The 26065-nt window shown below is 61.2% G+C and carries 27 protein-coding genes; 10 read left to right on the plus strand and 17 right to left on the minus strand.

Annotated elements, in window-relative coordinates:
* The first annotated feature begins 3 nt into the window (after positions 1-3).
* On the plus strand, positions 4-900 hold the full coding sequence (locus J2046_RS18170; protein ID WP_233469963.1) for a LysR substrate-binding domain-containing protein: 897 nt from the start codon (positions 4-6) through the stop codon (positions 898-900).
* 64 nt (positions 901-964) lie between these two features.
* Here the strand turns inward: J2046_RS18170 and J2046_RS18175 are convergent, their stop codons facing one another.
* Positions 965-1324 (minus strand): hypothetical protein, encoded by a 360-nt coding sequence (locus tag J2046_RS18175; RefSeq protein ID WP_210054219.1) that lies wholly within the window; start codon positions 1322-1324, stop codon positions 965-967.
* Positions 1325-1624: 300 nt separating this feature from the next.
* Between J2046_RS18175 and puuD the strand changes: the two genes are divergently transcribed.
* The 4 genes from puuD to J2046_RS18195 all read left to right on the plus strand — a co-directional run bounded on the left by puuD (position 1625) and on the right by J2046_RS18195 (position 6361).
* Positions 1625-2863, plus strand: coding sequence for a urate hydroxylase PuuD (puuD, locus tag J2046_RS18180; RefSeq protein ID WP_210054221.1), 1239 nt, complete (start codon positions 1625-1627; stop codon positions 2861-2863).
* Complete coding sequence (guaD, locus tag J2046_RS18185; RefSeq protein WP_210054223.1) at positions 2860-4167, plus strand: guanine deaminase; 1308 nt, start codon at positions 2860-2862, stop codon at positions 4165-4167. The genes puuD and guaD overlap by 4 nt, the downstream gene beginning before the upstream one ends.
* A 35-nt stretch (positions 4168-4202) precedes the next feature.
* On the plus strand, positions 4203-5108 hold the full coding sequence (locus J2046_RS18190; protein ID WP_210054226.1) for an adenylate/guanylate cyclase domain-containing protein: 906 nt from the start codon (positions 4203-4205) through the stop codon (positions 5106-5108).
* 107 nt (positions 5109-5215) lie between these two features.
* On the plus strand, positions 5216-6361 hold the full coding sequence (locus tag J2046_RS18195; RefSeq protein WP_210054228.1) for an alpha-hydroxy acid oxidase: 1146 nt from the start codon (positions 5216-5218) through the stop codon (positions 6359-6361).
* Between the two features lie 9 nt (positions 6362-6370).
* Here the strand turns inward: J2046_RS18195 and J2046_RS18200 are convergent, their stop codons facing one another.
* Positions 6371-7138, minus strand: coding sequence for a hypothetical protein (locus tag J2046_RS18200; RefSeq protein WP_210054230.1), 768 nt, complete (start codon positions 7136-7138; stop codon positions 6371-6373).
* 75 nt (positions 7139-7213) lie between these two features.
* Between J2046_RS18200 and J2046_RS18205 the strand changes: the two genes are divergently transcribed.
* A complete protein-coding gene (locus J2046_RS18205; protein ID WP_233469965.1) occupies positions 7214-7324 on the plus strand; it encodes a type II toxin-antitoxin system HicB family antitoxin in 111 nt (36 codons plus the stop codon).
* 2 nt (positions 7325-7326) lie between these two features.
* Here J2046_RS18205 and J2046_RS18210 read toward each other — a convergent pair whose 3' ends face one another.
* The 13 genes from J2046_RS18210 to J2046_RS18270 form a co-directional block, all read right to left on the minus strand.
* Positions 7327-8076, minus strand: coding sequence for a metallophosphoesterase family protein (locus J2046_RS18210; protein ID WP_210054232.1), 750 nt, complete (start codon positions 8074-8076; stop codon positions 7327-7329).
* Positions 8076-8432, minus strand: a complete 357-nt coding sequence (gene uraH / locus J2046_RS18215) for a hydroxyisourate hydrolase (protein ID WP_210054234.1) — start codon at positions 8430-8432, stop codon at positions 8076-8078. The genes J2046_RS18210 and uraH overlap by 1 nt, the downstream gene beginning before the upstream one ends.
* Entirely contained in the window at positions 8429-8929 is a 501-nt protein-coding gene (locus J2046_RS18220) for an ureidoglycolate lyase (protein WP_210054235.1), read from the minus strand. Before J2046_RS18220 ends, uraH begins: the two co-directional genes overlap by 4 nt.
* Before the next feature lie 12 nt (positions 8930-8941).
* Positions 8942-9304 (minus strand): HepT-like ribonuclease domain-containing protein, encoded by a 363-nt coding sequence (locus J2046_RS18225; protein WP_210054238.1) that lies wholly within the window; start codon positions 9302-9304, stop codon positions 8942-8944.
* Positions 9301-9591: a nucleotidyltransferase family protein gene (locus J2046_RS18230; protein WP_210054240.1), complete on the minus strand. Its 291-nt coding sequence runs from the start codon at positions 9589-9591 to the stop codon at positions 9301-9303. The genes J2046_RS18225 and J2046_RS18230 overlap by 4 nt, the downstream gene beginning before the upstream one ends.
* A 57-nt stretch (positions 9592-9648) precedes the next feature.
* Complete coding sequence (gene alc / locus J2046_RS18235; protein WP_210054242.1) at positions 9649-10671, minus strand: allantoicase; 1023 nt, start codon at positions 10669-10671, stop codon at positions 9649-9651.
* Positions 10672-11169, minus strand: a complete 498-nt coding sequence (uraD, locus tag J2046_RS18240) for a 2-oxo-4-hydroxy-4-carboxy-5-ureidoimidazoline decarboxylase (protein ID WP_210054243.1) — start codon at positions 11167-11169, stop codon at positions 10672-10674.
* The gene (gene puuE / locus J2046_RS18245) at positions 11166-12092 is read right to left on the minus strand and encodes an allantoinase PuuE (RefSeq protein WP_210054245.1); all 927 of its coding nucleotides are present in this window, start codon (positions 12090-12092) and stop codon (positions 11166-11168) included. Before puuE ends, uraD begins: the two co-directional genes overlap by 4 nt.
* Before the next feature lie 72 nt (positions 12093-12164).
* Positions 12165-12467, minus strand: a complete 303-nt coding sequence (locus J2046_RS18250; protein ID WP_210054247.1) for an AzlD family protein — start codon at positions 12465-12467, stop codon at positions 12165-12167.
* Entirely contained in the window at positions 12464-13132 is a 669-nt protein-coding gene (locus tag J2046_RS18255) for an AzlC family ABC transporter permease (RefSeq protein WP_210054532.1), read from the minus strand. Before J2046_RS18255 ends, J2046_RS18250 begins: the two co-directional genes overlap by 4 nt.
* A gap of 106 nt (positions 13133-13238) precedes the next feature.
* Positions 13239-14096, minus strand: a complete 858-nt coding sequence (locus tag J2046_RS18260; RefSeq protein ID WP_210054249.1) for an AraC family transcriptional regulator — start codon at positions 14094-14096, stop codon at positions 13239-13241.
* A gap of 47 nt (positions 14097-14143) precedes the next feature.
* A complete protein-coding gene (locus J2046_RS18265; protein ID WP_210054251.1) occupies positions 14144-14851 on the minus strand; it encodes a DUF1045 domain-containing protein in 708 nt (235 codons plus the stop codon).
* Between the two features lie 122 nt (positions 14852-14973).
* Complete coding sequence (locus tag J2046_RS18270) at positions 14974-16182, minus strand: NAD(P)/FAD-dependent oxidoreductase (RefSeq protein WP_210054253.1); 1209 nt, start codon at positions 16180-16182, stop codon at positions 14974-14976.
* Here J2046_RS18270 and mnmD point away from each other — a divergent pair.
* Positions 16181-16921: a tRNA (5-methylaminomethyl-2-thiouridine)(34)-methyltransferase MnmD gene (gene mnmD / locus J2046_RS18275; RefSeq protein ID WP_210054255.1), complete on the plus strand. Its 741-nt coding sequence runs from the start codon at positions 16181-16183 to the stop codon at positions 16919-16921. The genes J2046_RS18270 and mnmD overlap by 2 nt on opposite strands.
* A gap of 24 nt (positions 16922-16945) precedes the next feature.
* On the opposite strand, the gene J2046_RS18280 is transcribed toward mnmD, so the two are convergent.
* A complete protein-coding gene (locus tag J2046_RS18280) occupies positions 16946-17719 on the minus strand; it encodes a pyrroline-5-carboxylate reductase (RefSeq protein WP_210054258.1) in 774 nt (257 codons plus the stop codon).
* A gap of 84 nt (positions 17720-17803) precedes the next feature.
* Positions 17804-21526 carry a PAS domain-containing hybrid sensor histidine kinase/response regulator gene (locus J2046_RS18285; protein ID WP_210054260.1) on the minus strand — a complete coding sequence of 1241 codons (3723 nt, stop codon included), beginning with the start codon at positions 21524-21526 and terminating at the stop codon, positions 17804-17806.
* A 252-nt stretch (positions 21527-21778) separates the two neighbouring features.
* Here J2046_RS18285 and J2046_RS18290 point away from each other — a divergent pair, with 252 nt between their 5' ends.
* The 3 genes from J2046_RS18290 (at position 21779) to J2046_RS18300 (ending at position 26061) form a co-directional block, all read left to right on the plus strand.
* Complete coding sequence (locus J2046_RS18290) at positions 21779-23365, plus strand: trimethylamine methyltransferase family protein (protein WP_210054262.1); 1587 nt, start codon at positions 21779-21781, stop codon at positions 23363-23365.
* A gap of 203 nt (positions 23366-23568) precedes the next feature.
* Positions 23569-23919 (plus strand): hypothetical protein, encoded by a 351-nt coding sequence (locus tag J2046_RS18295; protein ID WP_210054264.1) that lies wholly within the window; start codon positions 23569-23571, stop codon positions 23917-23919.
* 381 nt (positions 23920-24300) lie between these two features.
* Entirely contained in the window at positions 24301-26061 is a 1761-nt protein-coding gene (locus tag J2046_RS18300; protein ID WP_210054265.1) for a DEAD/DEAH box helicase, read from the plus strand.
* Positions 26062-26065 lie beyond the last annotated feature (4 nt).

Raw genomic sequence — 26065 nt, forward strand, 5'->3', positions numbered from 1 at the left:
TCCATGAAGATGTCAAAGCAGTTCCCGCTGAATGCCTTGCGCGTATTCGAATCCGCTGCCCGGCAGATGAGCTTCACCAAGGCCGGCGAGGAACTGGGCCTCACCCAGACAGCGGTGAGTTACCAGATCAAGCTTCTGGAGGACACGATCGGCGAGCCGCTCTTTCTGCGCCGGCCGCGGCAGGTGACGCTGACGGAAGCAGGCGAACGCCTGGCTCCGAGGATCACCGAGGCCTTCGGCATCATGAGCGAGGCGATCACCAACCTTAGGGACACTTCGGAAGGCACGCTGATCATCCATTCGACCGCGACCTTTGCCGCACGCTGGCTGGCGCGACATCTGGGAACGTTCCAGTTGGAAAATCCCGGCATCGCGGTCAGACTCGAGACGTCACACGAGATGATCGATTTCGCAAGAACCGAAGCCGACGTTGCAATCCGCACCGGCAAGGGCGATTGGCCGGGCCTGAGGTCGCATTCCCTGATGAAGAGCCATTTTTCGCCGATGCTGAGCCCGGAGCTTGCGGCGACGATCGGAGGGGTAAAAACGCCAGAGGATCTGCTGAAGCTCAGGATCATCGATCCCGGCGATCCGTGGTGGCGCATCTGGTTTACGGCAGCAGGCATGCCTGATGTCGATCTCGGCGGCCGTCCCAGCAGCAAGTTCGGCGCGCAGGCCTTCGAGGCGGCAGCAGCGATCGCCGGCCATGGCGTCGCCATTCTCAAACCTGAATTCTACACCGACGATGTGGCGCTCGGCAGACTGATCCAGCCGTTCGATCTGTTGAGTGATGACGGAACCGACTACTGGCTCGTTTATCCGCAAACCCGCAGGAACTCCCGGAAAATCCGCGCCTTCCGCGATTTCATGCGAAAGACCATGCCGACCTTCAGGGACTAGCGGTCAGTTTTTCACCAGTGCAATTTTCGGGTGCAAACCGCGTCACACCCGCAAATTCGCCCTTTCAGTAACTCATGTCAGGCGCATAGAAGCACCGTAACGTGTCCTCGGTCGGATAAAGGCAGAGGTGATATTCTTCATCCTGGCTGCGGCGCGCCTGGCTCTGAGGCAGCATGAAATGATGCGGCCGGGTGATCAGCCGGTGGTCGCCCGGCCCGAGAGAGATTTCATAACCACCCTTGATGATCTTGACGTTCTTGGTCGAAATCATCTGGCAATCGCCGGTCATATTGTCCCCGTTGCAGCAGAATCCGTCATATTTCCAAGTCACGCCCTTCGGGCTATGCGCCTCGTGGGCTGCTGCCGATCCGGCATATACACAAGACACAAACGCAATCACCATACCCATCAGAATACCACGCATGAGCTTAGTCTCCGTTGATGAATGCCATCCCCGGCGAGAGCCCTTCACGCAATACCCGGACACCGCCGGTTGACTCGCATTTGCTAAATTACGTGAGTCGCCTTAGCCGGCTAACCCCCAAATTTTGCAATGCACAAATAAGTACATTCGACAATTGTGAAATTCTGAGGGCGTGCGCGGAAAACTCGGTTTCGTCCCATCAGGTTCCCGACCGGACAAAAATGTTCCGCGAGAACCGCTTTCCTCTTTCCGTTTTTTCTCGCAAGGTTATGAGTCGGGGGGCAAAAAGGGGAAGACTGAATGTATGAATATGCCGTCGCCTGGGAGTGGCTGAGCTTCGCCGCCCGCTGGTTCCATGTCATCACGGGGATCGCCTGGATCGGCTCCTCCTTCTATTTCATCGCACTCGACCTCGGCCTGGTGAAGCGCCCCCACCTGCCGGCCGGCGTCCATGGCGAGGAATGGCAGGTGCATGGCGGCGGTTTCTACCATGTCCAGAAATACCTGGTGGCACCGGCCGAAATGCCGGAACATCTCACCTGGTTCAAATACGAGAGCTATTTCACCTGGCTTTCCGGTTTCCTGATGCTCTGTATCGTCTATTACGGCGGTGCCGACCTTTTCCTGATCGACCGCACGGTGATGGAGCTTGCGCCCTGGCAGGCGATCGCGCTCTCGCTCGCCTCGCTGGCGGTCGGCTGGATCTTCTACGACCAGCTCTGCAAATCGCCGATCGGCCGGAACACCTGGGGCCTGATGGCGGTGCTTTATGTGGCGCTGGTCGCCATGGCCTGGGGCTATACGCAGGTCTTCTCCGGCCGGGCCGCCTTCCTGCATCTCGGCGCCTTCACGGCGACAATCATGTCAGCCAACGTCTTCTTCATCATCATCCCGAACCAGAAGGTAGTGGTGGCGGACCTGATCGCCGGCCGCACGCCCGATCCGAAATACGGCGTGATCGCCAAGCAGCGCTCGCTCCACAACAACTACCTGACGCTGCCCGTCATCTTCTTCATGCTGTCGAACCACTATCCGCTGGCCTTTGCGACCGCATTCAACTGGGTGATCGCGGCACTCGTCTTCCTGATGGGCGTGACGATAAGGCACTGGTTCAACACGACCCATGCACGGAAGGGCAAGCCGACCTGGACCTGGCTGGTGACGGTGATCCTCTTCATCGCAATCATCTGGCTCTCGACCGTGCCGAAGGTGCTGACCGGCGAGACGGAAACTTCGATGACGCCCCCCATGACATCCATGGAACAGAGATTTGCGTCCAATGCCCATTTCGGTGCTGCCCGCGATGTCGTGCAGGCGCGATGTTCCATGTGTCATGCGGCCGAACCTGTCTGGGAGGGTATCAATTTCACGCCGAAATCCGTGAAGCTTGAAACCGACCGGGAGATTGCCACCCACGCACGGGAAATCTATATCCAGGCAGGCCGGAGCCATGCCATGCCGCCCGGCAATGTCACCGATATTTCGCCGGAGGAGCGGAAGCTCATCACGGCCTGGTACGAAAGCGCGATATCCGAATGACCGAAAAGCTGATCCGCGGGCGGCTCATCTCCTTCAAGCGGGCACCGCTCAGCCTCACCGACACGGAGAGTTATGCTTATGAGCACGACGGCGCACTGTTGGTCACGGATGGCAGGATTGCAGCCTTCGGCGACTATGCTGCGGTGAGGTCGAGCGCACCTGAAGGCATCGAGGAGATCGACCACCGGCCGCATCTCATCCTGCCGGGTTTCATCGACATGCACCTGCATTTTCCGCAAATGCAGGTGATCGCCTCCTATGCCGCAAACCTGCTCGAATGGCTGAACAGCTATACTTTCCCGGAGGAGTGCCGGTTCGTGGAAACCGACCATGCGGCACGGATCGCAACCCACTTCTACGATGAGCTCATCCGCCACGGCACGACGACGGCCGTCGCCTATTGCTCGGTCCATAAAACCTCAGCGGACGCCTTCTTCGCTCAAGCGCTGAAGCGCGGAATGTGCATGGTCGGCGGCAAGGTGATGATGGACCGCAACGCCCCTCAGGGCCTGCTCGACACGCCCGAGATGAGTTATGACGAGACTCGGGCTGTGATCGCCGACTGGCACGGCAAGGGGCGAAACCACGTGGCGATCACGCCGCGTTTCGCGATCACCTCGACGCCGGCGCAGATGAGAGCGGCGCAGGCGCTGGCCGAAGAATTTCCGGACCTTCACATCCAGACGCATCTTTCCGAGAACCACGACGAGATTCGCTATACGCTGGAACTCTATCCACAGGCGAAGGACTATACGGACGTCTACGCCCATTACGGATTGCTCGGGTCGAAAACGTTGCTCGGTCACGCGATCCACCTCTCCGAGCGCGAAGCGGATGCGCTGTCTGAGGCTGGCGCGGTGGCGGTCCACTGTCCGACCTCGAACCTCTTCCTCGGCTCCGGCCTCTTTCCCATGAAGGCGCTGATGCGGCGCGAAAAGCCGGTGCGCGTGGCGGTGGCGACCGATATCGGCGGCGGGTCGAGCTATTCGATGCTGCGAACGATGGATGAGGCCTATAAGATCCAGCAGTTGCTTGGCGAACGCCTCAATCCGCTGGAAAGCTTCTACCTGGTGACACGCGGCAATGCAGAGGCACTGTCCATGGTGGGAGATATCGGCACGCTGGAGCCCGGCACGGCAGCCGACCTCATCGTCCTGGACGCTACCGCGACGCCGGCGATGAAGCTGCGCATGGAAACGGTGAAGACCCTGCCGGAAGAACTTTTCCTGCTCCAGACCATGGGCGACGACCGCGCCGTGGTCCAGACCTATGTGGCAGGCAATGCGATGAAGACGGCGCTCTGACGGCACGCGGAGTGCCCATGTGATGCGGAGGAAGCATGAGTGAGACGCAGCGCAAGTTGACAACCATCTTCTCCGCCGACGTGCAGGACTACACCCGCCTGATGGGTTCCGACGAGGAAGGCACGCTTGCGACGCTGAAGCGCTACCGCGATGCCATGTCCGGCCTGATCGCGGCCCATGGCGGCCGCATCGTCAATACCTGGGGCGATGGGTTGATTGCCGACTTTCCGAGCGTGGTCGAGGCAGTGCGCACCGCAGTCGACGTGCAGACGGAGCTTTCAGGCTTCAATGCCGCAAAACCGGCTGCGGAACAGATGCTTTTCCGCATCGGCATCAATCTCGGCGACGTTATCCTCGAGGGGACGGACATCTACGGCGATGGCGTCAATATCGCAGCCCGCCTGCAGGCCTCCGCGCCAGCCGGCGGCATCGTCATTTCCAGCACCGTCTATGATCAGGTCCGCAACAAGGTGCCGGTCGGCTTCGATTTTCTCGGCCCGTTGACGGTGAAGAATGTCTCGGAAGCGATCCCGAGCTACTCCGTCCGCATCGGCGAAGCAGCGGCGCCGCCGGCATCCGCCGCCCGGCAAACTGCCGCCGCCGCAATCGATCACGGACCGCGGCCAACCACGTCACCGTCGAAGGTCGGCAAGCGTCTCAGCATTTTCGCCATCGCCGCGGCAGTCCTGGTCATCGTCAACGCACTCACCTGGCAAGGCGTCTTCTGGGCCGCCTGGCCGATCCTCGCCCTCGCCGTCACCGCCGGTGTGATCATGGCGCGGCTGCAGGACCGCTTTGACCAGCACATGACAAGCCTGGCGATCATCGGCATCGGCCTTGTCGGCATTAACCTCCTGTCATGGCAGGGAACTTTCTGGGCAATCTGGCCGCTGATGGGCTTTGCCACCGTCGCGGCGATCCGCTGGGTCATGCGCAACTGAAACAGGCCGCTGCAAAGGTTGGAAATCCGGTATCAAGCTGATGTTTCCGCTGGCGATGGGCTTCGGATGTGATAGTTCTCCGGAACATTCCGGAGGAAGTTCAAACCATGTCCAAACCGCTGACCATCGCAGATCTGAAAATCCTGGCCCGTCGGCGCGTGCCAAAGATGTTCTTCGATTATGCGGACAGCGGCGCCTGGACAGAGAGCACGTACCGGGCCAACGAGGACGACTTTGCAAAGATCAAGCTGCGCCAGCGCGTGCTGGTCGACATGACCAACCGTACGCTCGAAACCACGATGATCGGCGAAAAGGCAATGATGCCCGTGGCGCTGGCCCCGACCGGCATGACCGGCATGCAGCATGCCGACGGTGAAATGCTGGCTGCGAAGGCCGCGGAGGAATTTGGCGTTCCGTTCACGCTTTCGACGATGAGCATTTGCTCGATCGAGGACGTTGCTTCCGTGACGTCCAAGCCGTTCTGGTTTCAGCTCTACGTGATGAAGGATCGCGGTTTCGTGGAGCGGCTGATCGGCCGTGCCAAGGCCGCAAAGTGCTCTGCACTGGTCGTTACCGCCGACTTGCAGATCCTCGGCCAACGCCACAAGGACCTGCGCAACGGCCTGGCGGCGCCGCCGAAATGGACGCTGAAGAGCTTCATGCAGCTTGCCACCCGCCCGCAATGGTGCCTGGAAATGCTCGGCACCAAGCGCCGCGAATTCGGCAATATCGTCGGCCATGCAAGCAACGTCTCCGACCTCTCCTCGCTCGGTGCCTGGACTGCCGAACAGTTCGATCCAAAGCTCTCCTGGGACGACATCCGCTGGATCAAGGACCTGTGGGGCGGCAAGCTGATCATCAAGGGCATTCTCGATGAAGAGGATGCGCGCGCCGCAGCCGATACCGGGGCGGACGCGATCATCGTCTCCAACCATGGCGGCCGCCAGCTCGACGGCGCTCCCTCCTCGATCAGCATGTTGCCGAAGATCGTCGATGCCGTCGGCGACCGGATCGAAGTCCACGTGGACGGCGGCATCCGCTCGGGCCAGGACGTTCTGAAAGCCGTAGCGCTTGGCGCACGGGGCACCTATATCGGCCGCCCCTTCCTCTATGGTCTCGGTGCCATGGGCAAGGACGGCGTCACCGCCGCGCTCGATATCATCCGTAACGAGTTGGATATCACCATGGCGCTTTGCGGCAAGCGGGACATCCAGACTGTGGACCGCAGTATTCTGGCAAACGTCCCTTTCTGATCCCCGGCTTTACGAGCGACCGGTCGAGCACCACCCACCCCTGGTTCCCGGCCGGCGCGCAAGGCCCTCTCGGACGAGAATGTCCGATAGCGAAATACCGTTCCGTGTGACCTGCCGCAGCTTATGGCCGTCGACCTCCGCGTTATTGCCTTGCCAGGTGACAAGCTCGAACGGCCCGGAATCGAGGAAGGCGCGCACGCGCAGTTCCGCATCGCTGGCTTTGATCCGCTCCTCCTCGCAGTTCGGCTTCTTGATGTCCGGCACCTCGATGCCGACGAGGCGGATCTTCTGCCCATGGAAGACGAAACGATCGGCGGAGACGACGCAATCGTCTTGTTTGGCCGTGCCGCAGAGATAGAATTTCGCCTCATAGGCGCCGGCGAGCTCTTCGCCTGTTTTCGGTGCTTCGGTCGTTCTGGGCACGTCACTTGCCGTAGGCTTGCCGATCGGCGCCGGCGGAATGATCGCGGCCGTATGGTTTTCATCCGGCAACATCGCCGGCTTCGATGTCACCGGCCGGTGAGCAACTACGGCCACTGGCTTCGGCGGCTCCGGCCTAGCGGGCGCCGATGCGGGCTTCGCAGCAACTTGCACCGGTTTCCCGGACGTCAGGCTGGCGACGAACCGCCGCGCGGCAGCCGAATTGTCGTAAAGCGCGATGCCGCCGCCGACCACCAGAAGTGCGGACAGCCACGGCCAGAGCGACGAGCCTGAGCTTTTCGACGCGCGCTTGCCGCCTTTGCGCCGTGAACCGGATTTTCCGCGCGATTGGGCCATCAGAATCTCTCCTGTCGAATCGGAGAGAAGTATCATGAGCAAGGGTTGCCGAAAGGTTTCATCAAACGATACGCCGTGAAAACCGTGCAGTTGATCGATCGCTTTGCAGAGGCGAACGGCCTTTCCCGCTCCGGCTTTCCGGCACGCGCCGCCCGACACGAAATCGAGCGCGGCACGGCTGCCTGACCTTACCCCACGCGCCCCAAGGCCAGCGCCATGGCCCAGTCGGGACGGTCGTTCTCCGCCGCAAGCCGCGACATCGCCATATGGTCGTACGGTACGTTGTGGAACTGCGGCACCCAGCCAGATGCGGTCTTTTCCAAAACGGCGTAGGAGGCCATGGCATGGCCTGTCTCCACCTTGTGGAAGAACGGCTTGTCGTCATCATAGGCCGGGCAGCCGACGCTGCCGGGATTGACGATCAGCCGGCCGTCCGAAAGATGGACCGCACGGGGGATATGGCTGTGGCCGCAGAGAATCAGCGGTTGCTCAATGCCATCGGCCAAGGCCTCGATCTCTTCGAGCGGTTTCAGGAAGATATGGCCCGCCGGCGACACCTGTTCCAGCCAATAGACATTGTCGTCCCGCGGCGTCGCATGGCAGAGGAAAACCTCGTCCAAGTAGATGGTACTGAACGGCAGCTTGCGTAGCCAATCGAGATGGCGATGCGCAAGCTGCGCGTGCGCATGGGCATCCGAAGGCGCAAGAGCAACGGCCGGCGTTTCGATGAGATAGCGGTCGTGATTGCCCCGCACCGTCAGGGCGGCATTCATGTCGAGCAGCAACATCAGATCGGCGGTTTGTCCTGCCTCCAGGGGACCGCTGAAGCAGTCGCCGAGGTTGACGATGTCCCGGATGCCGAGCACGGCGATATCTTCCAGCACCGCCTGCAGCGCCGCGCAATTTCCATGAATGTCGGCAATCGCGGCAAAACGCATCAGCTTCCCCGATAGGTCGAATACCCGTAGGGCGAAAGGAGCAGCGGCACATGGTAATGCGCCGTCGTGTCCGAAATGCCGAAGCGGATCGGGATCACGTCGAGGAAGGCAGGTTCGGTAAGCTTCGCGCCGCCAGCGCGAAGATAGTCGCCTGCGTGAAACACAAGCTCGTATTCGCCGGCGACAAAAGTCTCACCAACCAGAATCGGCCCGCCGTCGACACGACCGTCAGAATTTGTCGTCACCGTCCTGATCTTCTCGCGTCTGTCGTCCGTCAGCCGGTAGAGATCGATCGTCAATCCCTCGGCAGGCGTGCCGCGCGCGGTATCGAGCACATGGGTGGTGAGGCCGGTCATAGGCTGGGCTCCGCAATGAGGAAAGGTGTGTCGAAGAAGAACTCTTCCAGATTGTTGCCGGGACCGTCCCGGTCCGCCACCAGGAAATCGCTGACCGCGCCAAGCGCCATCAGCGGATGGTGCCAGATATTGATGCCATAGTTGATGCCCTGCCCGGCCTTGGCGAGAAACACTTTCGGCATACCTGGCCGTCCCTCGACGTCTTCCGAGACCGCAAGGAGAAACGGCTTGCCGGACAGCGGCGAAAAGCTCTGGCTGCCGAGAGGATGCCGCTCCATCATGGTGATCGCGTAGGGGAATTGCCGTGGCTGAGCCCGGAAAAGGCTGATCACAACATGCGAGCCCTCACCTGAAACCACTGGGGTCGCCAGCGCATGATAGCGCTCGGTCGTGCCGTTGTTGATCATTTTCAGGGTCGCCGGATCTGGCTCGATTACATCGCCGAAGGGCGCGAAGGCGTCTTTGGTGAGGGGGTGGATTTCGAGATATTCGGTCAATTCATTCCCTCGTTATTCGCCCTGCGCATGCCAGTTGTGGAGAGAATCGAGCTGGGAAATCAATACTGGCAGAGAGATCTTCACGGTGTCGAAGACAATGGGGAGTTCCAGCTCGTAGTAGTCATGGACGACGAAATTGCGCATGCCTCTGATCTTCGACCAGGGAATTTCCGGATGATCGACAGGGAAGTCCGGATGATGTGCCATGATTCTCGAAGCACTTTCGCCGATCAGGATCAATGCCATGCCAACGGCCATCTGCGTTCGCACATCGATGAGGAATGCCTCCCTTTCCATGCCGGCCACGAACTCGCAGGCCTGAAGGGCGGCGGATCGCATCTGTTCGAGATATTCCTTCAGACGATCCCCACTCATATGGCTCTGGCTTCCAACAGAATCCGGTCCCGCATGGATTTCCGGATGCCACCCGAGGTCACGAGATCGACCTTCACACGGAGAAGCGTCTCCAACGTGTCCTGCAAACCACCCAGATCGAACAATGTCGTTCCCGGAAGCGCATCCACGAGGATATCGAGGTCGCTGTCCGGTCGGTCCTCTCCCCGCGCCACTGAACCGAAGACGCGCGGGTTTGCCGCGTTGAAGCGCTTCGTCGCTTCGCGGATCGCCTCCCGGTTCTTTTCCAGCACTTCCGATGGTCTCATGACGGCGTCACTCCTGACGCCGTCAATATAGGCTACGGAAGATATCGAGGAAAGAACTCACGCCTTCGTGCCGTAGAGCCTGAGCCGCATCGTCCCGCCGTCCGGATGCATGGCGTAGCGCACATGGGTAACCGGGCCGATATCAGCAACGACGCCCGCGCCATATTCGTGGATATGATCCATCTGCAGCTTCTGCCGTGGCAGGATCGGCTTCCAGTTCTCAGATGCGGCAATCTCCGCCTCGGAAAGCGTGTCGCCTAACTCCGGCAGGTAAGCGCCGAGCAGTTCACACGTATCCGGGAAATTGCCTTTGAAGAAATGCGTGTCGACAATGATGCGCTTGACGATGCCCGGATGGCCGAGGCGGATGACCGCCCAGTCGTGACCCGGTCCACGGCGGCGCTTGGTTTCCCAGCCGTCGCCCATGTTGTCGCCACGCCCCGGCCCCAGCATCTTGTCCGGGTGGCCGTAATGGGCGTCCGACCAGGCGAGCGATTTTGCGCCATGGAAAATGTAGGCCAGGTCGATCTCTTGCGTCGTGCCGACCTTGGCCCAATCGAAATGCGCCGAACCGTAGACGCGCAACCGAGCGATCCCGCCGTCAGGATAGATATGCAAACGCAAATGCGTCCAGATCTTCTCCTTGCCGGCATTCTCGAAGAAATGATGCGCGCTCGGCCCGAGCGGCGACTTTGCCAGGATTTCCGTCCAGATGGTCGCATCGGTCGGATCACCGTCCCCGACATATGCCGCCTCGATCGAGCAATGTGGCGGATAGTTGCCGGTGAAATAGCTGGTGTCGACGTCGAAGCCGAAGATGCGGCCGGGCATTGCAAGTCTCACGATCGCGAAGTCGTGGCCGGGCACGCGCTTGCGGCGGCTTTCCCAGCCGTCCATGTATTTGCCGTTGTCGTCGTAAAGGTCCGGGTCGAAACTCGCCGGCGCGTCCTGAAGCATGCGCTCCAGCGGCGCGAAGAATTCGTCGGTCGTGTAGAGACCCTTGGCGCCGAGACGCGCTGAGGCGAGGTTGATCGCGCCGATCGCGAAGGATGGCAGGCTGTTGTCGGTCGTCTCGGTCATTCATTTCTCCGGAAACATGGATTGCAGGCGCAGAAGCGCAATTCGCTCGACCTGAGCCGTGGCGGTCGCGAACTCCTCCTCGGCGCTGTTGTGGATGCGTTTTTCGAAGGCGGCAAGGATGTCGTGCCTGTCCAGGCCCTTTACGGCGATGATGAAGGGAAAGCCGAATTTTTCCGTATAGGCATTGTTGAGTTCGGTGAAGCGGGCGTGTTCGGCAGCGGTGAGGCGATCGAGCCCGGCGCCCGCCTGTTCCTGCCTGCTGTCCTCGGTCAGGTCGCCGGCGATGGCAAGCTTTCCGGCAAGATCTGGATGAGCGCGCAATACGCCGAGCCGCTCCTCATGGCTCGCCTTGCGGAAGATCGAGACAAACGCATCGTGGATGCCCTTGGCGGTCAATGGCACCAGGATCAAGCCGGCGTCATAGGCGCGCTCGGCGATGAAAGGCGAATGTTCGAAGACACCGCCGAACTTGGCAATAAAATCGGCACGCGCGCTCACAGGGCACCTGCCGGCTTGTGGTGCTCATGCCAATGTCTGGCAATCTCGATGCGCTGCGGTATCCAGACCTTGTCATGGGAAAGCACGTATTCCATGAAGCGGCGAAGTGCTGCCACGCGGCCCGGCCGGCCGACGAGGCGGCAGTGCAGGCCGATATTCATCATCTTCGGGCTGCCTTCACTGCCCTCCCGATAAAGCACGTCGAAGGCATCCTTCAGGTAGTTGAAGAACTGATCGCCGGCATTGAAGCCCTGCGGCGTCGCAAAGCGCATGTCGTTGGTTTCGAGCGCGTAGGGGATGATGAGAAACGGCTTGCCGTCCGGCCCCGGCACCCAATAGGGCAGATCGTCCGCATAGCTGTCGGAGGAATAGAGGAAGCCCCCCTCCTCCATGACGAGCCTGAGCGTGTTGCCAGACGGCTTGCCCTGGTACAGGCCGTAGGGACGTTCGCCGGTGAGCTCGGTATGCAGCCGTACGGCTTCGGTAATATGCTGGCGCTCGACATCCTCAGGGAAATCCTTGTATTCGAGCCAGCGGTAGCCATGGCTGGCGATTTCCCAGCCCGCTTCCTTCATGGCGGCGACCGCTTCCGGGTTACGGGCCATGGCGAGCGTCACGCCATAGACAGTCGCCTGCACCTTAAGTTCGGTGAACAGGCGCCACAGCCGCCAGAAGCCGGCGCGCGAGCCGTATTCGTAGATCGATTCCATGTTGAGGTTGCGCTGGCCGGGCCATGGTGCGGCGCCAACGATTTCCGACAGCAGCGATTCCGATGCCGGATCGCCGTCGAGGATCGAGCTTTCGCCGCCTTCTTCGTAATTGATCACGAACTGAACGGCGATATTGGCGCCGCCCGGCCATTTCGGATCGGGAATATTGCGGCCATAGCCGACGAGGTCGCGCGGATAGTCTTTTGCCTGCATCGAATTCACCCCGGACATGTGATGCCGGACGGTAGCGCACCCTTTCCGCGGATGTCGAGACCGAAACGTCCATCAGGTGCCGACCGCCCGGAGGATAGCGACCGAGGCGACACCGAGTGCCACGGAAACGAGCATCGGCAGGCGCAATGCCGCAAAAGCAGTCACGGCACAGGCGATTGTTTCGGCAATTCCCGTGGCGAAAGCGGTCGGCGCGACCACCGCCATCAGCACGGCGGGCGGAATCGATTCGATCGCCTTTCTGGCATTGCCTCCGAGCGGGACATGACGGAGCAGGAGAAGGCCGCTGACGCGGGTTAGAACGGTCGCCGCAGCCATAGCCAGGATAGCAAGAAGGGTCGCGAAATCGACAGTCATGGCATTGCCTCCACGCCACGGCGGCCCCCGTTGACGATGGCGGCAAGCAAGCCCGCAACCGCACCCGCCGCGATGTACCACACGCCCGGGACGAAATGCTGGGTGAAGACGGCGGCAGCGCCGCTGGCGAGCAGGACTGCGCCTGTCTCCGATCCCTTCCAGAAGCCCATGATCAGCACGATGAAGACTGCCGGGAACGCGAAGTCGAGCCCGAGCGTCACCGGATCGCCGAGGAAAGCCCCGAGCGCCGCACCGGCGATACCGGAAAAAATCCAGGCGAGATAGAAAGGCGCGACAAGGCCGGCGAACCAGAAAGGCGTAAGTCTCGCGGCGCCGGCCCGGAATTCCGCCATGGCCCAGATTTCGTCGGCGAGGAACAGCATCGCGACATATCGCGCACGCGGGCCGAATTCTCCCATCTTGGTGCCGAGCGAAGCGCTCATCAGCACATGGCGGATATTGACGAGCAGCGCCGCGAACCCGACGCCCGCCCAGGAGGCCGGATGCGTCCAGATGTCCATCGCTACGAATTGCGAACCGCCGGCGAAAACCAACGCACTCATGAGGCCAGCTTCGGCGGGCGTCAGGCCCTTGGTGGCCGCCACCGCGCCGAAGACGAGGCCGATCGGGATCACCGCGGCGATCAGCGGCGATATCGCCCGCATGCCGCCGAAGAACTGCTGAAGCCTGGCATTCTCATTCACGTCCAAAACCTCCGATGGGAGCGAAGGTGATAGAATCGTGGCAAAGAGCCGTCTTGAACGAAAGTGATCAGCGAGCGCGATATTGCCCCGGTGTCAAACCCGTGCGTGCCTTGAAATGCCGGGTGAAATGGGCCTGGTCGGCGAAACCGCATTCGAGCGCGATCTCGGCTGGCTGCCCGCCTTCCTGCAAGCGCTTGCGCGCCTCGCGGATGCGGATGTCAGTCAGGAAGGAATGCGGCGTGATATGGAACTCTCTGCGGAAGGCCCGGATCAGGTGCGCGCGGCTGAGGCCTGCGACGGCGGCAAGCTCTTCGAGGCCGATATCGGTCGCATAATGTTCCACCAGATAATCGCGGGCCTGGTGTACGGCGGACCGTTCGGATGTATCGGTCGGGACAATGATCGAACTGCCGTGCCGGCGGAACATGGCATCGAGCACGATGAACATCGGCTGGCTCGTCTCCAGCGCACCGGCTCCCTCCTCCAGTGTGCGATGTGCTTCATGGAAAGCGTCTGCCAGTGCCTGATCATGCAGGATCTGCTTGCCAAAGGCGGGTGTGCCATTGAAGGGTTTTCCCGTAACATCCTCCAGGACTTCACGGAAAAGCGACATGTCCGGATAGATCATACGGTAGCGATAGCCACCGTCCTTCGGTGCGCCGTCATGGATCTCGCCGGGATTGATGAGATAGAGGTCGCCAGGCCCCGAGGCTTCGCGCGTGCCGCCGATGGTAGCGATCTGCATGCCTTTCTCGATCGCGCCTATGCTGAAAGTATCATGCGCATGCGGGGCGAATTCATGGGTCAGGAACGTCGCGCTCAGGCATTCCATGCCGCCAAAACGGTTGTCCCGCCAGAAGCGGGTTGTCTCCGCTTTCGCCAGCGGCATGTAATCGGCGGCCTGTTGCTGCGAGATATTCTCCATCGGAGAAACATAACAGATCCGCCCGCCCGCTTCTTGAACAAAAGTGATCAGGCGATCTTGCGCGCACTCACCCGGCCCATCGGATGCAGCGAATGCACCAGGAAAGGGGCACCCGGCTCTTCCTCGATGAAAAGCGCGAGATTGACGACCTCGACCAGCCTCTTCAGGTAGGGATCGAAATAGTCGCGCAGCGCCCGTTCGAAACGCGGCAGGTCGGCAGCCGAAAGCGGACCGGTGAGCGTCATATGAAAGCGGAACTCGTCCATGACGTAAGGGTAGCCCCAACGGTGGAGGTTGGCGAATTGCGACGCGGAGAGATCGCCGGGATCGCTGCGCTCCAGCTCGGCTTCTGAAAGCGGTGCGCGAAAGACGTCGAATTCCTGTACCACGGACGCGGCGAGGAAGCGCATAGCTTCCGACGGGACCACCGGCGCCAGGCCGAAGAAATTCCCCAGGCGCACCACTTCCAGCCCGGGCAGTTCGAACGGACTGTGCGCGCCAGCAAAACGCATCAGGTGCCGCAGCAGCATCGGTTCGGTGATGCCGGGAGCGAGTCGGAACGGCGCTTTCAGCGTCGCATGGAAACCGTAGCGGCGCGGCAGCGCCGTGTTGAAGGCGATGTCGTGGATGCCGATACCGCGGATCGCAGGCGGCTCCATCGCCTCGCCGGAGAAGGCGTTGCGGCCGAGCCACTGTGCCGCGGCCAGCGTCAGCGGATCATGAGCCGGGGGTGTGAAATGAATGGCATAGCGCATGCGTCACCTTCTCGTGCTTCCTTCCCGGACCCTGCTGTTTTACGCATTGCTCAACAATCCCTGCGGAGGGGTTAAGTGATTTGCGTGACAGATTAACGACGAGGACGACGAAAAGTTCGCGTTTAACGCGAAGCCATTTCGAGATGACTGGTGAGCGTAAATGACGCAGGAATCCGCATTTCACGGGAACTCGCGGCGTCGAGCGCCGCTTCCGCCAGTCCATGAGCGAGCCCGAAGCTCACCTTGAAACCACCTGTGAGAGCAATCACGTTCGGATGGTCGGGGTGCGGCCCGAGCATGGGATCGCGATCGATCGCCTTGGGGCGCAGCCCCGCCCAGCGCTCGATCACCGGCGCATCCTTCAAGGCCGGTACGAGCGCCCGGGCGCGGACGATAAGATCGTCGAGCAGCGCATCGGTCGCAAAAGCGTCCTCGAACGTCTCTTCGCTGGTGCTGCCGACCGCAACATGGCCGCCTTCATGGGCGACGACATAGAGGCCGTTCAGGAAAATGACCGGCAGCGCAGGGTCGATATCGGCCGCAAGCAGCGCCGCCTGCCCCTTGACCGGCTGGCCGATCGGACGTGGCAGCGGCGGCGAGATCGCTTCGATGAGCGGGAAGGACCGATGGCCAGCGGCAACGATGCAATGGCCGAAGGTGATGCTTTCGCCGCCCGTGAAGACAATTTTGCTCATCGCGGGTTCGATCAACTCCGCGCCGACGCCCTCGACGATCCGGACATGTCTTGCGGAACGCAGAAAGGTGACAAGCGCCGAGGTCAGGTTGCGGGGCGAAACGCGCGCCGCAAACGTGTCGTGGACGAGGCCTGCCTCGGTAAAGGAGGCATCCGGCCAGCCTTCCAGCTGTGGACGATCGATGACATGCCAGTGGAAACGGCGGTCGCCATGATGCCATGCGGTTTCGGCGTCCTGCGAGTGGCGGAGTGCGATCGTCCGCAGATGCGGTTTCGGCAGCGGGATCAGCCGGCCGCAACGGCGGTAGCCGCAGGCGATGCCGGTCGCCGCCTCGATCCGGGCGATCTCGCCTTCGAGGGAAAGCAGCGCGTCGAACTGGAACTGCTTCTTGTCGTTCCACCTGTCCGGCATATGCGGCATCAGCGCGCCGAGCAGCCCGCCGCTCGCCCCCTGCCCCAATCGGCCGGCATCGACAAGCACGGTCTCGATGCCCAGCCGTTCGGCCTTCATCGCCGCCCAGAGGCCCATGATGCCGCCGCCGAGAATGACGAGATCGGCGCGTGGAGGAATATCACAAGATTGACCGTCAAAACGCGATTGACCCCTTGAGCCGGCAGGATTATCCGCATGTCCCATGAGCGACCGTGATCCCGAAATGCTTGTTACCGCCGGCCAGGCGCCGGACTTTCAGACGCTGGACTGGCACGACGGCGATATGCCGTATTCGAAAGAGTTTGGCGATCACTTTTATTGCCGCACCGACGGCAGGCTGGAATGCGGTCACGTCTTCCTCGCCGGCAATGGCTTGCCGGAACGCTGGTCGCAGGAAAAGTCACCGGAGGGGGACTTTCGTATCGGAGAGCTCGGTTTCGGCACCGGCTTGAACTTCTGCGAGACCTGGCGGCAGTGGAAACTCTTCCGCACACCGGGCGCGCGGCTGCATTTCATGTCCTTCGAGCTCTATCCGATGAAACGCGAGGAGATCGACCGGGCGCTTTCCCGCTGGCCGGAGATCGATGCGGAGCGCCAGGCGCTCGCCGCCGCTTGGCCGGATGCTCCGACCGGTAATGTCGATCTCCAGATGGATGACCAAACGCGACTGACGGTGATCTGCGGTCCGGCGTTCGAAGGCGTCAAAGGCGCCGAACCCGGCTTCAACGCCTGGTTCCTCGACGGTTTCGCACCTTCGCGCAATCGCGACATGTGGTCGCCAGAACTGATACAGGCGCTCCATGAGAAGACCGCGCCCGGCGGTACTTTCGGCACCTATGCCGCGGCCGGTTTCGTACGGCGCAACCTTCAGGCTGCCGGTTTTACGGTTGAACGCCGTCCGGGCTTCGCAGGCAAGCGTGAAATGCTGTGCGGGAAGAAATGATCTTCCCGCGCGGGGAACCGGATTTTAATCGCGCACCGTAATGCGCCGGTGCACGCCATCCAGGCTTTCTGCGAATATATCGAAGACGTCCCGGGCGATGAGTTCGCGCAGGATCTGCTCGTTGATCCCGCCGCGCGTTGCATATTCCTCAGCGAGATGCATGAAACCTGCATCCGGCGCTGTTTCTGGAGCGTTTGCCAGAGCCTTGTAGAGCGTGACGACATAATCGCGCGCGCTCGAATCCGCAACGCCACGGTCGGTCAGCCAGGCGTGGATCGTGTCGAGATATTTGAAATAGGTGGCGAATGTCGCGGTAACCACGCTGAGCGCATCGAATTCGCTCGGCTCCTCAACTTCAATTACCTTTGCCAGGATGCCGAACAATGACGCCGCGCGAGGATCGGGCGGATAAATGATCGTCGCCCCCTGGCGGTGAGCGATCATGGGCATGGGAAGCGCCTTCGTAACCTGCGCGACAGGCGCGATCAAAGCCGTGATTTCCTCGCGGGACATGGTGGCGATCAAGCTGACGACATGGTGATCGGGACGGAACCGCAACTTAGAAAGGACGTCACGCGCAATCTGCGGCCGGACCGCCAGCATGACAGTATCGCAGTTGTCGAGCACGGCCTGATTGTCGGTCGCAACCCGCACATCCGGATAGCGAGAAGCCAGATTGGCCGCGATCTCCTCATTACGAGGCGACAAGAGAACCGATACGGAATTGTCGGGTACTGATTTTAGCCCGGTGACGATCGCTGATGTGAGCGCGCCTGTGCCGATGAAGCCGAGTTTCATGGGATATCCTGCAGTGTTGGTTTCCGGATCGTCGTCGGCCAACAATAGTACCAGCCGCATCGCCGGCAAGAGCTGGAACTTCCGTCAGTTCGAAACCGACGTCACCACCGCCCCGCCAAGCCAGCTGCGGATCTTGGCTTCCAGCGCTTCCGGGCTGATCGGCTTGGAAAGATAGTCGTCCATGCCTGCCTGCAGGCAGAGTTCCCGGTCGCTTTCGAGCGCATGCGCCGTAACCCCGATGATCGGCGTATGGGTGCCGGTTTCCTGTTCCATTTCACGGATCTTCCGGGTCGCCTGATGGCCGTTCATGACGGGCATGGACACGTCCATGAGGATCACCGCCGGATCATGCTCCTTCCAGGCATTCACCGCTTCCGCTCCGTTCTTGACAATCTGGAAAAGCCAGCCCGTCGTCTGCAGGATCTGTGTGAAGACGATCTGGTTGACCTCGTTGTCCTCGGCGACCAGCACGTCGAGCGTCGCGGTCGGGTGCACCGGCGAGGTGGAAACCGGCTCCTCGGTAAACACCGGTTTCGAAGAGGATGCCGATACCGAAGCGGGATCGCTAGCGGCCGTTGAGGTCTGCGCGACCGACGTAACGGCTGCGGCTGGCCTCGGCCGGGCGGAGACCGGCAGATTCTCCAATGCGCGCCGTTTGGTGCGGATCGAGCGGACCACGTCGATGATCGTGCTGCGCAGGAGGTTGGCGCGGGCCGGCTTCATCAGATGGGCCTGGATGTTGAGCGCGGCGAACATGCTGTCGTCGCCAGCCATGTCCATCGAAGTCAGGAAGATGACGCCGGTGCCGTCGAAGCGCGGATCGCGTCGCATATGGCGCGCGAAATCGAGGCCGTTCATCTCCGGCATGTGATAGTCGAGCACGATGACATCCAGGACAAAGCCAATCCGGGCGGCTTCCCGGATGATCGCCAGCCCCTCGGCTCCGCTCTCGGTGGCGACCGTGTCGAAGCCCCACATGCTGAGCTGCTCCGTCAGGATGCGGCGGTTGACGGCATTGTCGTCGACCACGAGAACGCGCGCGCCGCTCGTGTTGATCGGCAGCGATGTCTGGATGTTACGTTCGCTGACCACCTGGAACGGCAGATGCACCGTAAAGACCGATCCGCGACCGAGTTCGCTCTCCACCTCGATATGACCGCCGAACAGCTCCGTGAGGCCGGCGGTGATGGCAAGCCCGAGGCCAGTGCCTTCGTGGCGGCGAGTGGAGGACGAATCCACCTGAGAAAACTTCTCGAAAACCGACTTCAACTTCTCGCCGGGAATACCGAGGCCGGTATCCTCGATGCGGACCGAGAGCATCATCTCGCCCGGCCCGATCGGTTTCGACATCAGGTCGATAAAGACGTGGCCCTTTTCGGTGAACTTCACCGCATTGCCGACGAGATTGGTGATGATCTGGCGGAAACGGCCGGCATCGCCCAGAACCGTCTCGCGGACGGAAACATCGCCGCGGACGATGAGCTCGATATCCTTCTCGGCGGCGGACGAGGAGAGCAGCGTTGCCACATCCTCGATCGCCTCGACCGGATCGAATGGAGCTTTCCTCAGCTTCATCTGTCCGGCGTCGATCTTGGAGAAGTCCAGAATATCGTTGATGATGGTGAGCAGCGCATTGCCGGACTTGACGATGATGTCGATAAAAGTCTTCTGACGGGTGTCGAGATTGGACTTTGCGAGCAGCTCCGCCATGCCGAGCACGCCGTTCATGGGCGTGCGGATTTCGTGGCTCATATTGGCGAGGAATTCGGACTTCGCCCGATCGGCCGCTTCGGCCCGCTGCAGGAGCCGCGTCAGGTCCTCTTCCCGTTCCTTCATCTCGGTGACATCGGTGAAGATCGCCAGCCAATGATCACTGCCGGTGATGTTCGCCTCCACCTGAATCCACTTGCGGCCGTCGATCCGGAAGGAGGCGTGAACCGGCCGGCCGGCTGAGACATTTTCGTCCCACGACCTCAGCGTTTCCGCTGCTTCCTCCGGCGAGCCGAGATCGCCGCGCTTGACGCAATAGCGGAAGATCTCGCGCCACTGCCTTCCCGGCGCGGCCATATCGGCCGGCATATCGAGCATGTGGGGCAGAGCATCGTTGGAGAAGATGATTTCGCCATCGTGCAGGATGAGCAGCCCCTGCGACATAGCGCTTGTCGCATCGCGCATCAGCGCGCCGTGCTGTTCGAGCGCGGCGCGAGCCTCGTGAATCTCCTGCTCGCGCCTGCGGATGGCGGTAATGTCCATATAGGTGAGCAGCGTCTTGTCGCCGGAGAGCCGTGTGTGCGAGATAACGAGGGTACGGCTGTTGCGGCTCTTTACCTCGATCGGCGGCCCCTCGTGATTTTCCCTCAGCGCAGCGACGCGCTCTTCGTAGATCTCGTCGAAACTTTGAGTCGAACCGGCATAAATGCCGTGGTCGAAATTGATCTTGAGGAACTCACGATAAGAGCGCCCCGGCAGGTCTACCTGTTCTCCGGCGTCCCAGAAAGAATAGAAGGCCGGGTTGGCATATTCGAACAGGAACTTGTCATCGAGTATCGCGATACCGACCGGTATGGCATGCAGGATCGTCTGCAGGTCCCGGCCGAGCTTCTCCGCCTTTTTCTGCGCCTCCTTGATGAGGGAAACATCCGTGCGGGAGCCGACGAGATGATGCGCACCGTCCTGGGTGGTGATACGGCGCAGGCGGGTGATGACGGGGATCGTGGAGCCATCGGGAAACCTGACGTCCTCCGACTTGTCGATGTCCTCGCCTTGCATGACCCGGTCGTTTTCAAGACGGAAGCGATCGGCCGCGTCCGGGAACATCTCCGTCTCGGTCTTGCCGAGGAAATGTTCTCGCGGGCTGCCCAACATCGTCTCGTAGGCGGCGTTCGCATAGGTGAGCTGACGGTCGCTGTTGCGAACGAAGACCGGCACCGGCAGATCCTCGAGCACGGCCCGGAACAGGCCCGTCTCCGAAACCTGCGTGCGCAGGAGCATTTCCTGCTCCTTGAACTCCGTCACGTCGTGGCGGATAGCGATCAGAAGGCCGTTTTCCAGCCGCTTGTTGATGCTGCGAAGCCATCGCCCGTCGGAAAGCTGGTCGACGCTTTCCGAATAGGGAAGCTCAAAGGGCTTCATCCGTTCGGCGATCCAAGCCGCCTTGTCCGGCGGGTTGGCGCCCAGGCTCTGGGGGGACAGGCGTTGCCGCCGGTCATAGGCATAACCGAGAACTTCTCTGAGCGTGATACCGGGCTTGATGTCCACCGAAATGGACGACAGATAATCGATGAGTTGGGAATTGCAGTAAAGGAGAGCATCGTTCTTGTCGTAGATGCCGATGCCCATCTCAAGCATGTCGAGGGCGTCGTCGAGAAGCGCGTTATTAAAGAATGAAATCGGCTCCATGTCCCTTCCATTGAAGGGCACGGCATCGTGCTCGCGCTCGAAGGCCGATCCCGGGTCCGAAACCGCAGAGAACGTGCCGAACAGATAGGTATGATCGTTTTCCGTCAGAAAACGCTCGATGTGGATCTCATGGCGCACTGAACCGGAGCGATCGAAGCAGAGCGCCGTTTCGTCCGTACCGAAGACGATCGCTCGGCATTCCTTTTCCCTACGGTCGGCGTCTTCCGCCGCGCCGGAGAGACTGCGGCTCACCGTGCCGGCGAATTCGCTCGGATCCAGACCAAAGAGGCACGCATAGGCCGCATTCACCGCCACGTAAGCGAGGGCGCTGTCCTTGATGAAGGCGGGATCGGCGAGATCGTTGATCCGCTCGCACGCCGTTTTCAAGAGTTCGCTTTCCGTCTCCACCTTCCCCCACTCCGTCGTGCCGGCCCGTCACCGTTCGATTCGTTTTCCCCATCAATTGATAACACCATGGCGAGCGTTAACAACGTATTGTTGACGAAAGGCAAAGGTTCACAATTTCCGCTATTTTGATCATTCCGGCGGAAACCTACCCCGGCGCTATCCCACAAGAGGCGGCCAATAGTCGCAAATAGCAGGGGCGAAGACGGCGGAAGTCTGACAGATTTCGCAAGACATGACGCAGATGGAACGATCATGAGCGAGATTACGACACCCTCGGTCGACCCAAAAAAACAACCAGAAGATGCGGCACATCATCGCCGCCCAGGACGCCGCGGGGCTGAACGGCAGCGAGCCCGATCATCCGGTAGCCGATACGCAAAGCTCGCCAACACTCTCGCACGCACCGAGATCCTGCCGCCGGAGGCGCTGGAGGATATCCACCAAGCATCGCTCACCGTGCTGGAAGAGGTGGGCATGGACATCATCCTGCCCGAGGCGCGGGAAAGGATGAAAACGTCTGGCGCGGACGTGACGCCGGGCGAGCAACGCGTACGCTTCGATCGTGGGCTGATCCTGGAGATGATCGCGTCGGCTCCCTCTTGCTTCACCATGTTCGCCCGCAACCCCGCAAGGAATGTCGAAATCGGCGGCAACAACCTCGTCTTCGCCCAGGTTGCCAGCGCGCCATTCGTGGCCGACCGCGACGGTGGCCGCCGCGTCGGCAACCGGGAAGACTTCCGAAAGCTCGTCAAGCTCGCCCAGCATTACGAGGTGATCCACACGACCGGTGGCTATCCGGTCGAGCCGGTCGATATCCACGCCTCGGTGCGCCATCTCGACTGTCTCTCCGATCTAGTGAAGTTTACCGACAAGGTGTTCCACTGCTATTCGCTCGGGAAACAACGCAATCTCGACGCGCTGGAGATCGCCCGGATCGGCCGCGGGATTTCCGTGGAGCAAATGGAACGCGAACCTTCGCTCTTTACCGTCGTCAACTCGTCCTCCCCGCTTCGCCTTGACGGCCCGATGCTGCAGGGGATCATTGAGATGTCGTCCCGCAACCAGGTCGTCATCATGACGCCTTTCACGCTCGCCGGCGCCATGGCCCCGGTAACGATCGCAGGCGCCCTCGTCCAGCAGAACGCCGAGGCGCTCTGCGGCATCGCCTTCACCCAGATGGTGAGGAAAGGCGCACCGGTCATGTACGGCGGCTTTACCTCGAATGTCGACATGAAGACGGGGGCACCGGCCTTCGGTACTCCGGAATATATGAAGGCGGTGATCGCCGGTGGGCAACTGGCGCGAAAATATGGCGTGCCTTACCGCACCTCCAACACCAATGCAGCCAACACGCTCGACGCACAGGCGGCTTATGAATCGATGATGTCGCTATGGGCCCTGACGCAGGGCGGCGGCAATTTCGTACTGCATGCCGCGGGCTGGACCGAAGGCGGACTGACGGCTTCCTTCGAGAAATTCATCCTCGACGTGGACATGCTGCAGATGGTGGCGGAATTTCTCTCGCCCCTTGATGTCAGCGCGGATGCGCTGGCGCTGGAGGCCGTACGCGACGTCGGCCCGGGCGGTCATTATTTCGGCACCGCACATACGCTGGCGCGTTACGAGAGCGCCTTCTACTCGCCGATCCTCTCCGATTGGCGTAACTTCGAGACCTGGACCGAGGCCGGGCGCCCGACCACCTACGACCACGCCAACCGTGTCTTCAAGCAGGCGCTTACCGCCTACGAGCAGCCCCCGCTAGACCCGGCGATAGAGGAAGAGCTCGATTCGTTCGTGGCGAGGCGCAAAGCAGAGGGCGGCGTGCCGACGGATTTTTGATCCACCCTGCTTTCGTCGGCATTTTGCCATCTTTTGGACAAAACCACCCCCGGAGATTGTTTTATCTTTCAAAGACTCAATCGAGGGCGGTGCCAGTCTGAACAGCCGTTCAGACAACTTCATGATGTTCTTCATCAATCCGCCGCCTTTGCACGCGACCCTTTCTTCGTGCCCTTGAAGAATAAAGGGAAAGGAACAAGACCATGTCCGTACTGCATAAAAGCGTTTCCGCGGGCCTTATCGCTCTCACCGTCGCAGGCGCACTGACCGCAATCGCCCCAGCCGCGCAAGCGCGCGACCGCCATCATCATCGTGGCGACGTCTGGGCCGGCGTCGCAGCCGGACTTGCGGGCGGCATTATCGGCGGCGCGATCGTCTCGGGATCCCAACGGCCCGTCTACGTCGAGCCTGAATACGAATACGCCCCGCCTCCGCCCCCGCCGGTCTACCACCGCACCTATTATCGTACGGAGTATGTACCGCGCTGCCATTACGAGTGGGTCGAGAACGAATGGGGCGATGCTTATCGCGCCCGCGTCTGCCCGCGCTACTGAACCGGCCGATCATGCCGTCAAAGTGACCCGCCTCCGCCAATCCGGAGGCGGGTCTTTCTTTTGTTCACGCGCTCAACCCTCGATGAATTCTGTTTTCGCAGTTGCGAAACATTTACTTGACATTTGCCCTGAAACCTACCAAATGCGCTCTAGCTTTCACCTTCCGGCCGCCGCGTGAGCTGGCCCCGCGTCAATAGAACCGCGAAGAAGGAACAAGGCGCACAGATAGATCGCCCTCGACCCTCGAGGGTTTAAGCGCTGGAAAGCAATTTCCAACTTACAAGTTCCCACTTCACGCGGGGTTCTTGACGCCAAAGGCAAGCCGGACAGCATGGTGCTGACCCGGACGATATCTTTTGGCGCCCCGAAAAGGTATTCGACTTGACGAATTTTCATGAGCTTGGTCTCACCAAGCAGATCGTAGCCACTCTCTCCCAGCTTGGTTACGAAACGCCGACGCCGATCCAGGCGCAGGCGATCCCCGAACTTCTGAAAGGCCGCGACATGATCGGCCTTGCCCAGACCGGCACCGGCAAGACCGCCGCCTTCGGTCTCCCCATCATCGAAATGCTGCTGAAGGAAGCCAAGCGTCCCGACAACCGCACCACGCGCACGCTTGTTCTCGCTCCGACTCGCGAACTGGTCAATCAGATCGCGGTCAACCTGAAGAATTTCATCAGGAAAACACCGCTCAAGGTCAACACCGTCGTCGGCGGCGCTTCCATCAACAAACAGCAGCTCCAGCTCGAACGTGGGACCGACATCCTCGTCGCAACCCCGGGGCGCCTGCTGGACCTCATCAGCCGCCGTGCCATTTCGCTTAGCCAGGTGACGCATCTTGTCCTCGACGAGGCCGACCAGATGCTCGACCTCGGGTTCATCCACGACCTGCGCAAGATCTCCAAGATGGTGCCGGCCAAGCGCCAGACGCTGCTCTTTTCGGCCACCATGCCGAAAGCGATCGCTGACCTTGCCAGCGACTACCTGACCGATCCGATCAAGGTGGAAGTGACGCCTCCGGGCAAGGCTGCCGACAAGGTCGAGCAGTATGTCCATTTCGTCGCCGGCAAGAACGACAAGACCGAGCTCCTGAAGGCCTCGCTCGAGGAAAACCCCAATGGCCGCGCCATGGTCTTCCTGCGCACCAAGCACGGCGCCGAAAAGCTCGCCAAACACCTGGAGCACCTCGAGTTCGAAGTCGCCTCGATCCACGGCAACAAGAGCCAGGGCCAGCGCGAACGCGCCTTGAAGGCCTTCCGCGAAGGCGATATCCGCGTTCTCGTCGCGACCGACGTCGCCGCCCGCGGCATCGATATTCCGGGCGTAACGCACGTCTTCAACTATGACCTGCCGGAAGTGCCGGACGCTTACGTCCATCGTATCGGCCGCACCGCTCGCGCCGGCCGCGACGGAATCGCAATCGCCTTCTGCGCACCGGACGAAGCCGGCCTGCTGCGCGACATCGAGCGCCTGATGGGCATCGAGATTGCCACCGCCTCGGGTGAGCGCCCGGAGGGCATGAGCCGTCCGTCGCGCGGCGGCAACAACAATCGCGGCGGCAATCGCAGCCGTGGCGGCAACGGCCAGGGCCGTGGCCGGAGCAATGGCGACGGCCGTCCGGAGCGTCGCGAACGTCCGGCCCGAAAGCCGTTCTTCGCGGCGGAAGGCGCGGAAGCAGGCCCCCGTTCGGAAGAACGCGGCGAGCGTCGCGAACGTCCGCAGCATGCGCATGGTGACCGGCCCCATGGTGATCGTCGTCAGGGCGATCGTCCCAACCGTGACAACCGCCGCAATGAGGATTTCCGCGGCCAGCGTCGTGGTGAAGAAGCACCGCGCTTTGAAGCCGACAACGATCTGGCAACCACCTCGGATTTCCGTCCGGCCAAGAAGCAGTTCGGGTCGCAGAACGGAGCAGAAAACCGGCCGGCCCGCAAGGAGCACCGCAAAGGCAATGGTGGTCAGAACGGCCATGCAGCGCACGGCGCCCATGAGCCAGGTCGTGAGCGCAATGCACGCAACGGCCACGGCCGTCCCTCGCATGGTCAAACGGCTCAAGAGCATGGCGAAAATCGTGGTCCGGTACGGTTCGGCAACGACAACCGCTCCGGCGGTCAGCAGGGTCGCAAGCGCCGCCCGGCCTAAACAA

The sequence above is a fragment of the Neorhizobium petrolearium genome, from assembly GCF_017873175.1.
Classification (GTDB): domain Bacteria; phylum Pseudomonadota; class Alphaproteobacteria; order Rhizobiales; family Rhizobiaceae; genus Neorhizobium; species Neorhizobium petrolearium.

Excerpts from the sequence above, each read along its gene's own strand:
- puuD (WP_210054221.1), top strand. The coding sequence starts at position 1,625 with ATGTATGAATATGCCGTCGCCTGGGAGTGGCTGAGCTTCGCCGCCCGC.
- alc (WP_210054242.1), bottom strand. The coding sequence starts at position 10,671 with ATGACCGAGACGACCGACAACAGCCTGCCATCCTTCGCGATCGGCGCG.
- mnmD (WP_210054255.1), top strand. The coding sequence starts at position 16,181 with ATGAGCGACCGTGATCCCGAAATGCTTGTTACCGCCGGCCAGGCGCCG.
- J2046_RS18210 (WP_210054232.1), bottom strand. The coding sequence starts at position 8,076 with ATGCGTTTTGCCGCGATTGCCGACATTCATGGAAATTGCGCGGCGCTG.
- J2046_RS18230 (WP_210054240.1), bottom strand. The coding sequence starts at position 9,591 with ATGAGACCATCGGAAGTGCTGGAAAAGAACCGGGAGGCGATCCGCGAA.
- puuE (WP_210054245.1), bottom strand. The coding sequence starts at position 12,092 with ATGCAGGCAAAAGACTATCCGCGCGACCTCGTCGGCTATGGCCGCAAT.
- J2046_RS18270 (WP_210054253.1), bottom strand. The coding sequence starts at position 16,182 with ATGGGACATGCGGATAATCCTGCCGGCTCAAGGGGTCAATCGCGTTTT.
- J2046_RS18265 (WP_210054251.1), bottom strand. The coding sequence starts at position 14,851 with ATGCGCTATGCCATTCATTTCACACCCCCGGCTCATGATCCGCTGACG.
- J2046_RS18295 (WP_210054264.1), top strand. The coding sequence starts at position 23,569 with ATGTCCGTACTGCATAAAAGCGTTTCCGCGGGCCTTATCGCTCTCACC.
- J2046_RS18280 (WP_210054258.1), bottom strand. The coding sequence starts at position 17,719 with ATGAAACTCGGCTTCATCGGCACAGGCGCGCTCACATCAGCGATCGTC.
- J2046_RS18190 (WP_210054226.1), top strand. The coding sequence starts at position 4,203 with ATGAGTGAGACGCAGCGCAAGTTGACAACCATCTTCTCCGCCGACGTG.
- guaD (WP_210054223.1), top strand. The coding sequence starts at position 2,860 with ATGACCGAAAAGCTGATCCGCGGGCGGCTCATCTCCTTCAAGCGGGCA.
- J2046_RS18250 (WP_210054247.1), bottom strand. The coding sequence starts at position 12,467 with ATGACTGTCGATTTCGCGACCCTTCTTGCTATCCTGGCTATGGCTGCG.
- J2046_RS18170 (WP_233469963.1), top strand. The coding sequence starts at position 4 with ATGAAGATGTCAAAGCAGTTCCCGCTGAATGCCTTGCGCGTATTCGAA.
- J2046_RS18260 (WP_210054249.1), bottom strand. The coding sequence starts at position 14,096 with ATGGAGAATATCTCGCAGCAACAGGCCGCCGATTACATGCCGCTGGCG.
- J2046_RS18200 (WP_210054230.1), bottom strand. The coding sequence starts at position 7,138 with ATGGCCCAATCGCGCGGAAAATCCGGTTCACGGCGCAAAGGCGGCAAG.
- J2046_RS18225 (WP_210054238.1), bottom strand. The coding sequence starts at position 9,304 with ATGAGTGGGGATCGTCTGAAGGAATATCTCGAACAGATGCGATCCGCC.
- J2046_RS18255 (WP_210054532.1), bottom strand. The coding sequence starts at position 13,132 with ATGCGGGCGATATCGCCGCTGATCGCCGCGGTGATCCCGATCGGCCTC.
- J2046_RS18290 (WP_210054262.1), top strand. The coding sequence starts at position 21,779 with ATGAGCGAGATTACGACACCCTCGGTCGACCCAAAAAAACAACCAGAA.
- J2046_RS18195 (WP_210054228.1), top strand. The coding sequence starts at position 5,216 with ATGTCCAAACCGCTGACCATCGCAGATCTGAAAATCCTGGCCCGTCGG.
- J2046_RS18175 (WP_210054219.1), bottom strand. The coding sequence starts at position 1,324 with ATGCGTGGTATTCTGATGGGTATGGTGATTGCGTTTGTGTCTTGTGTA.
- uraH (WP_210054234.1), bottom strand. The coding sequence starts at position 8,432 with ATGACCGGCCTCACCACCCATGTGCTCGATACCGCGCGCGGCACGCCT.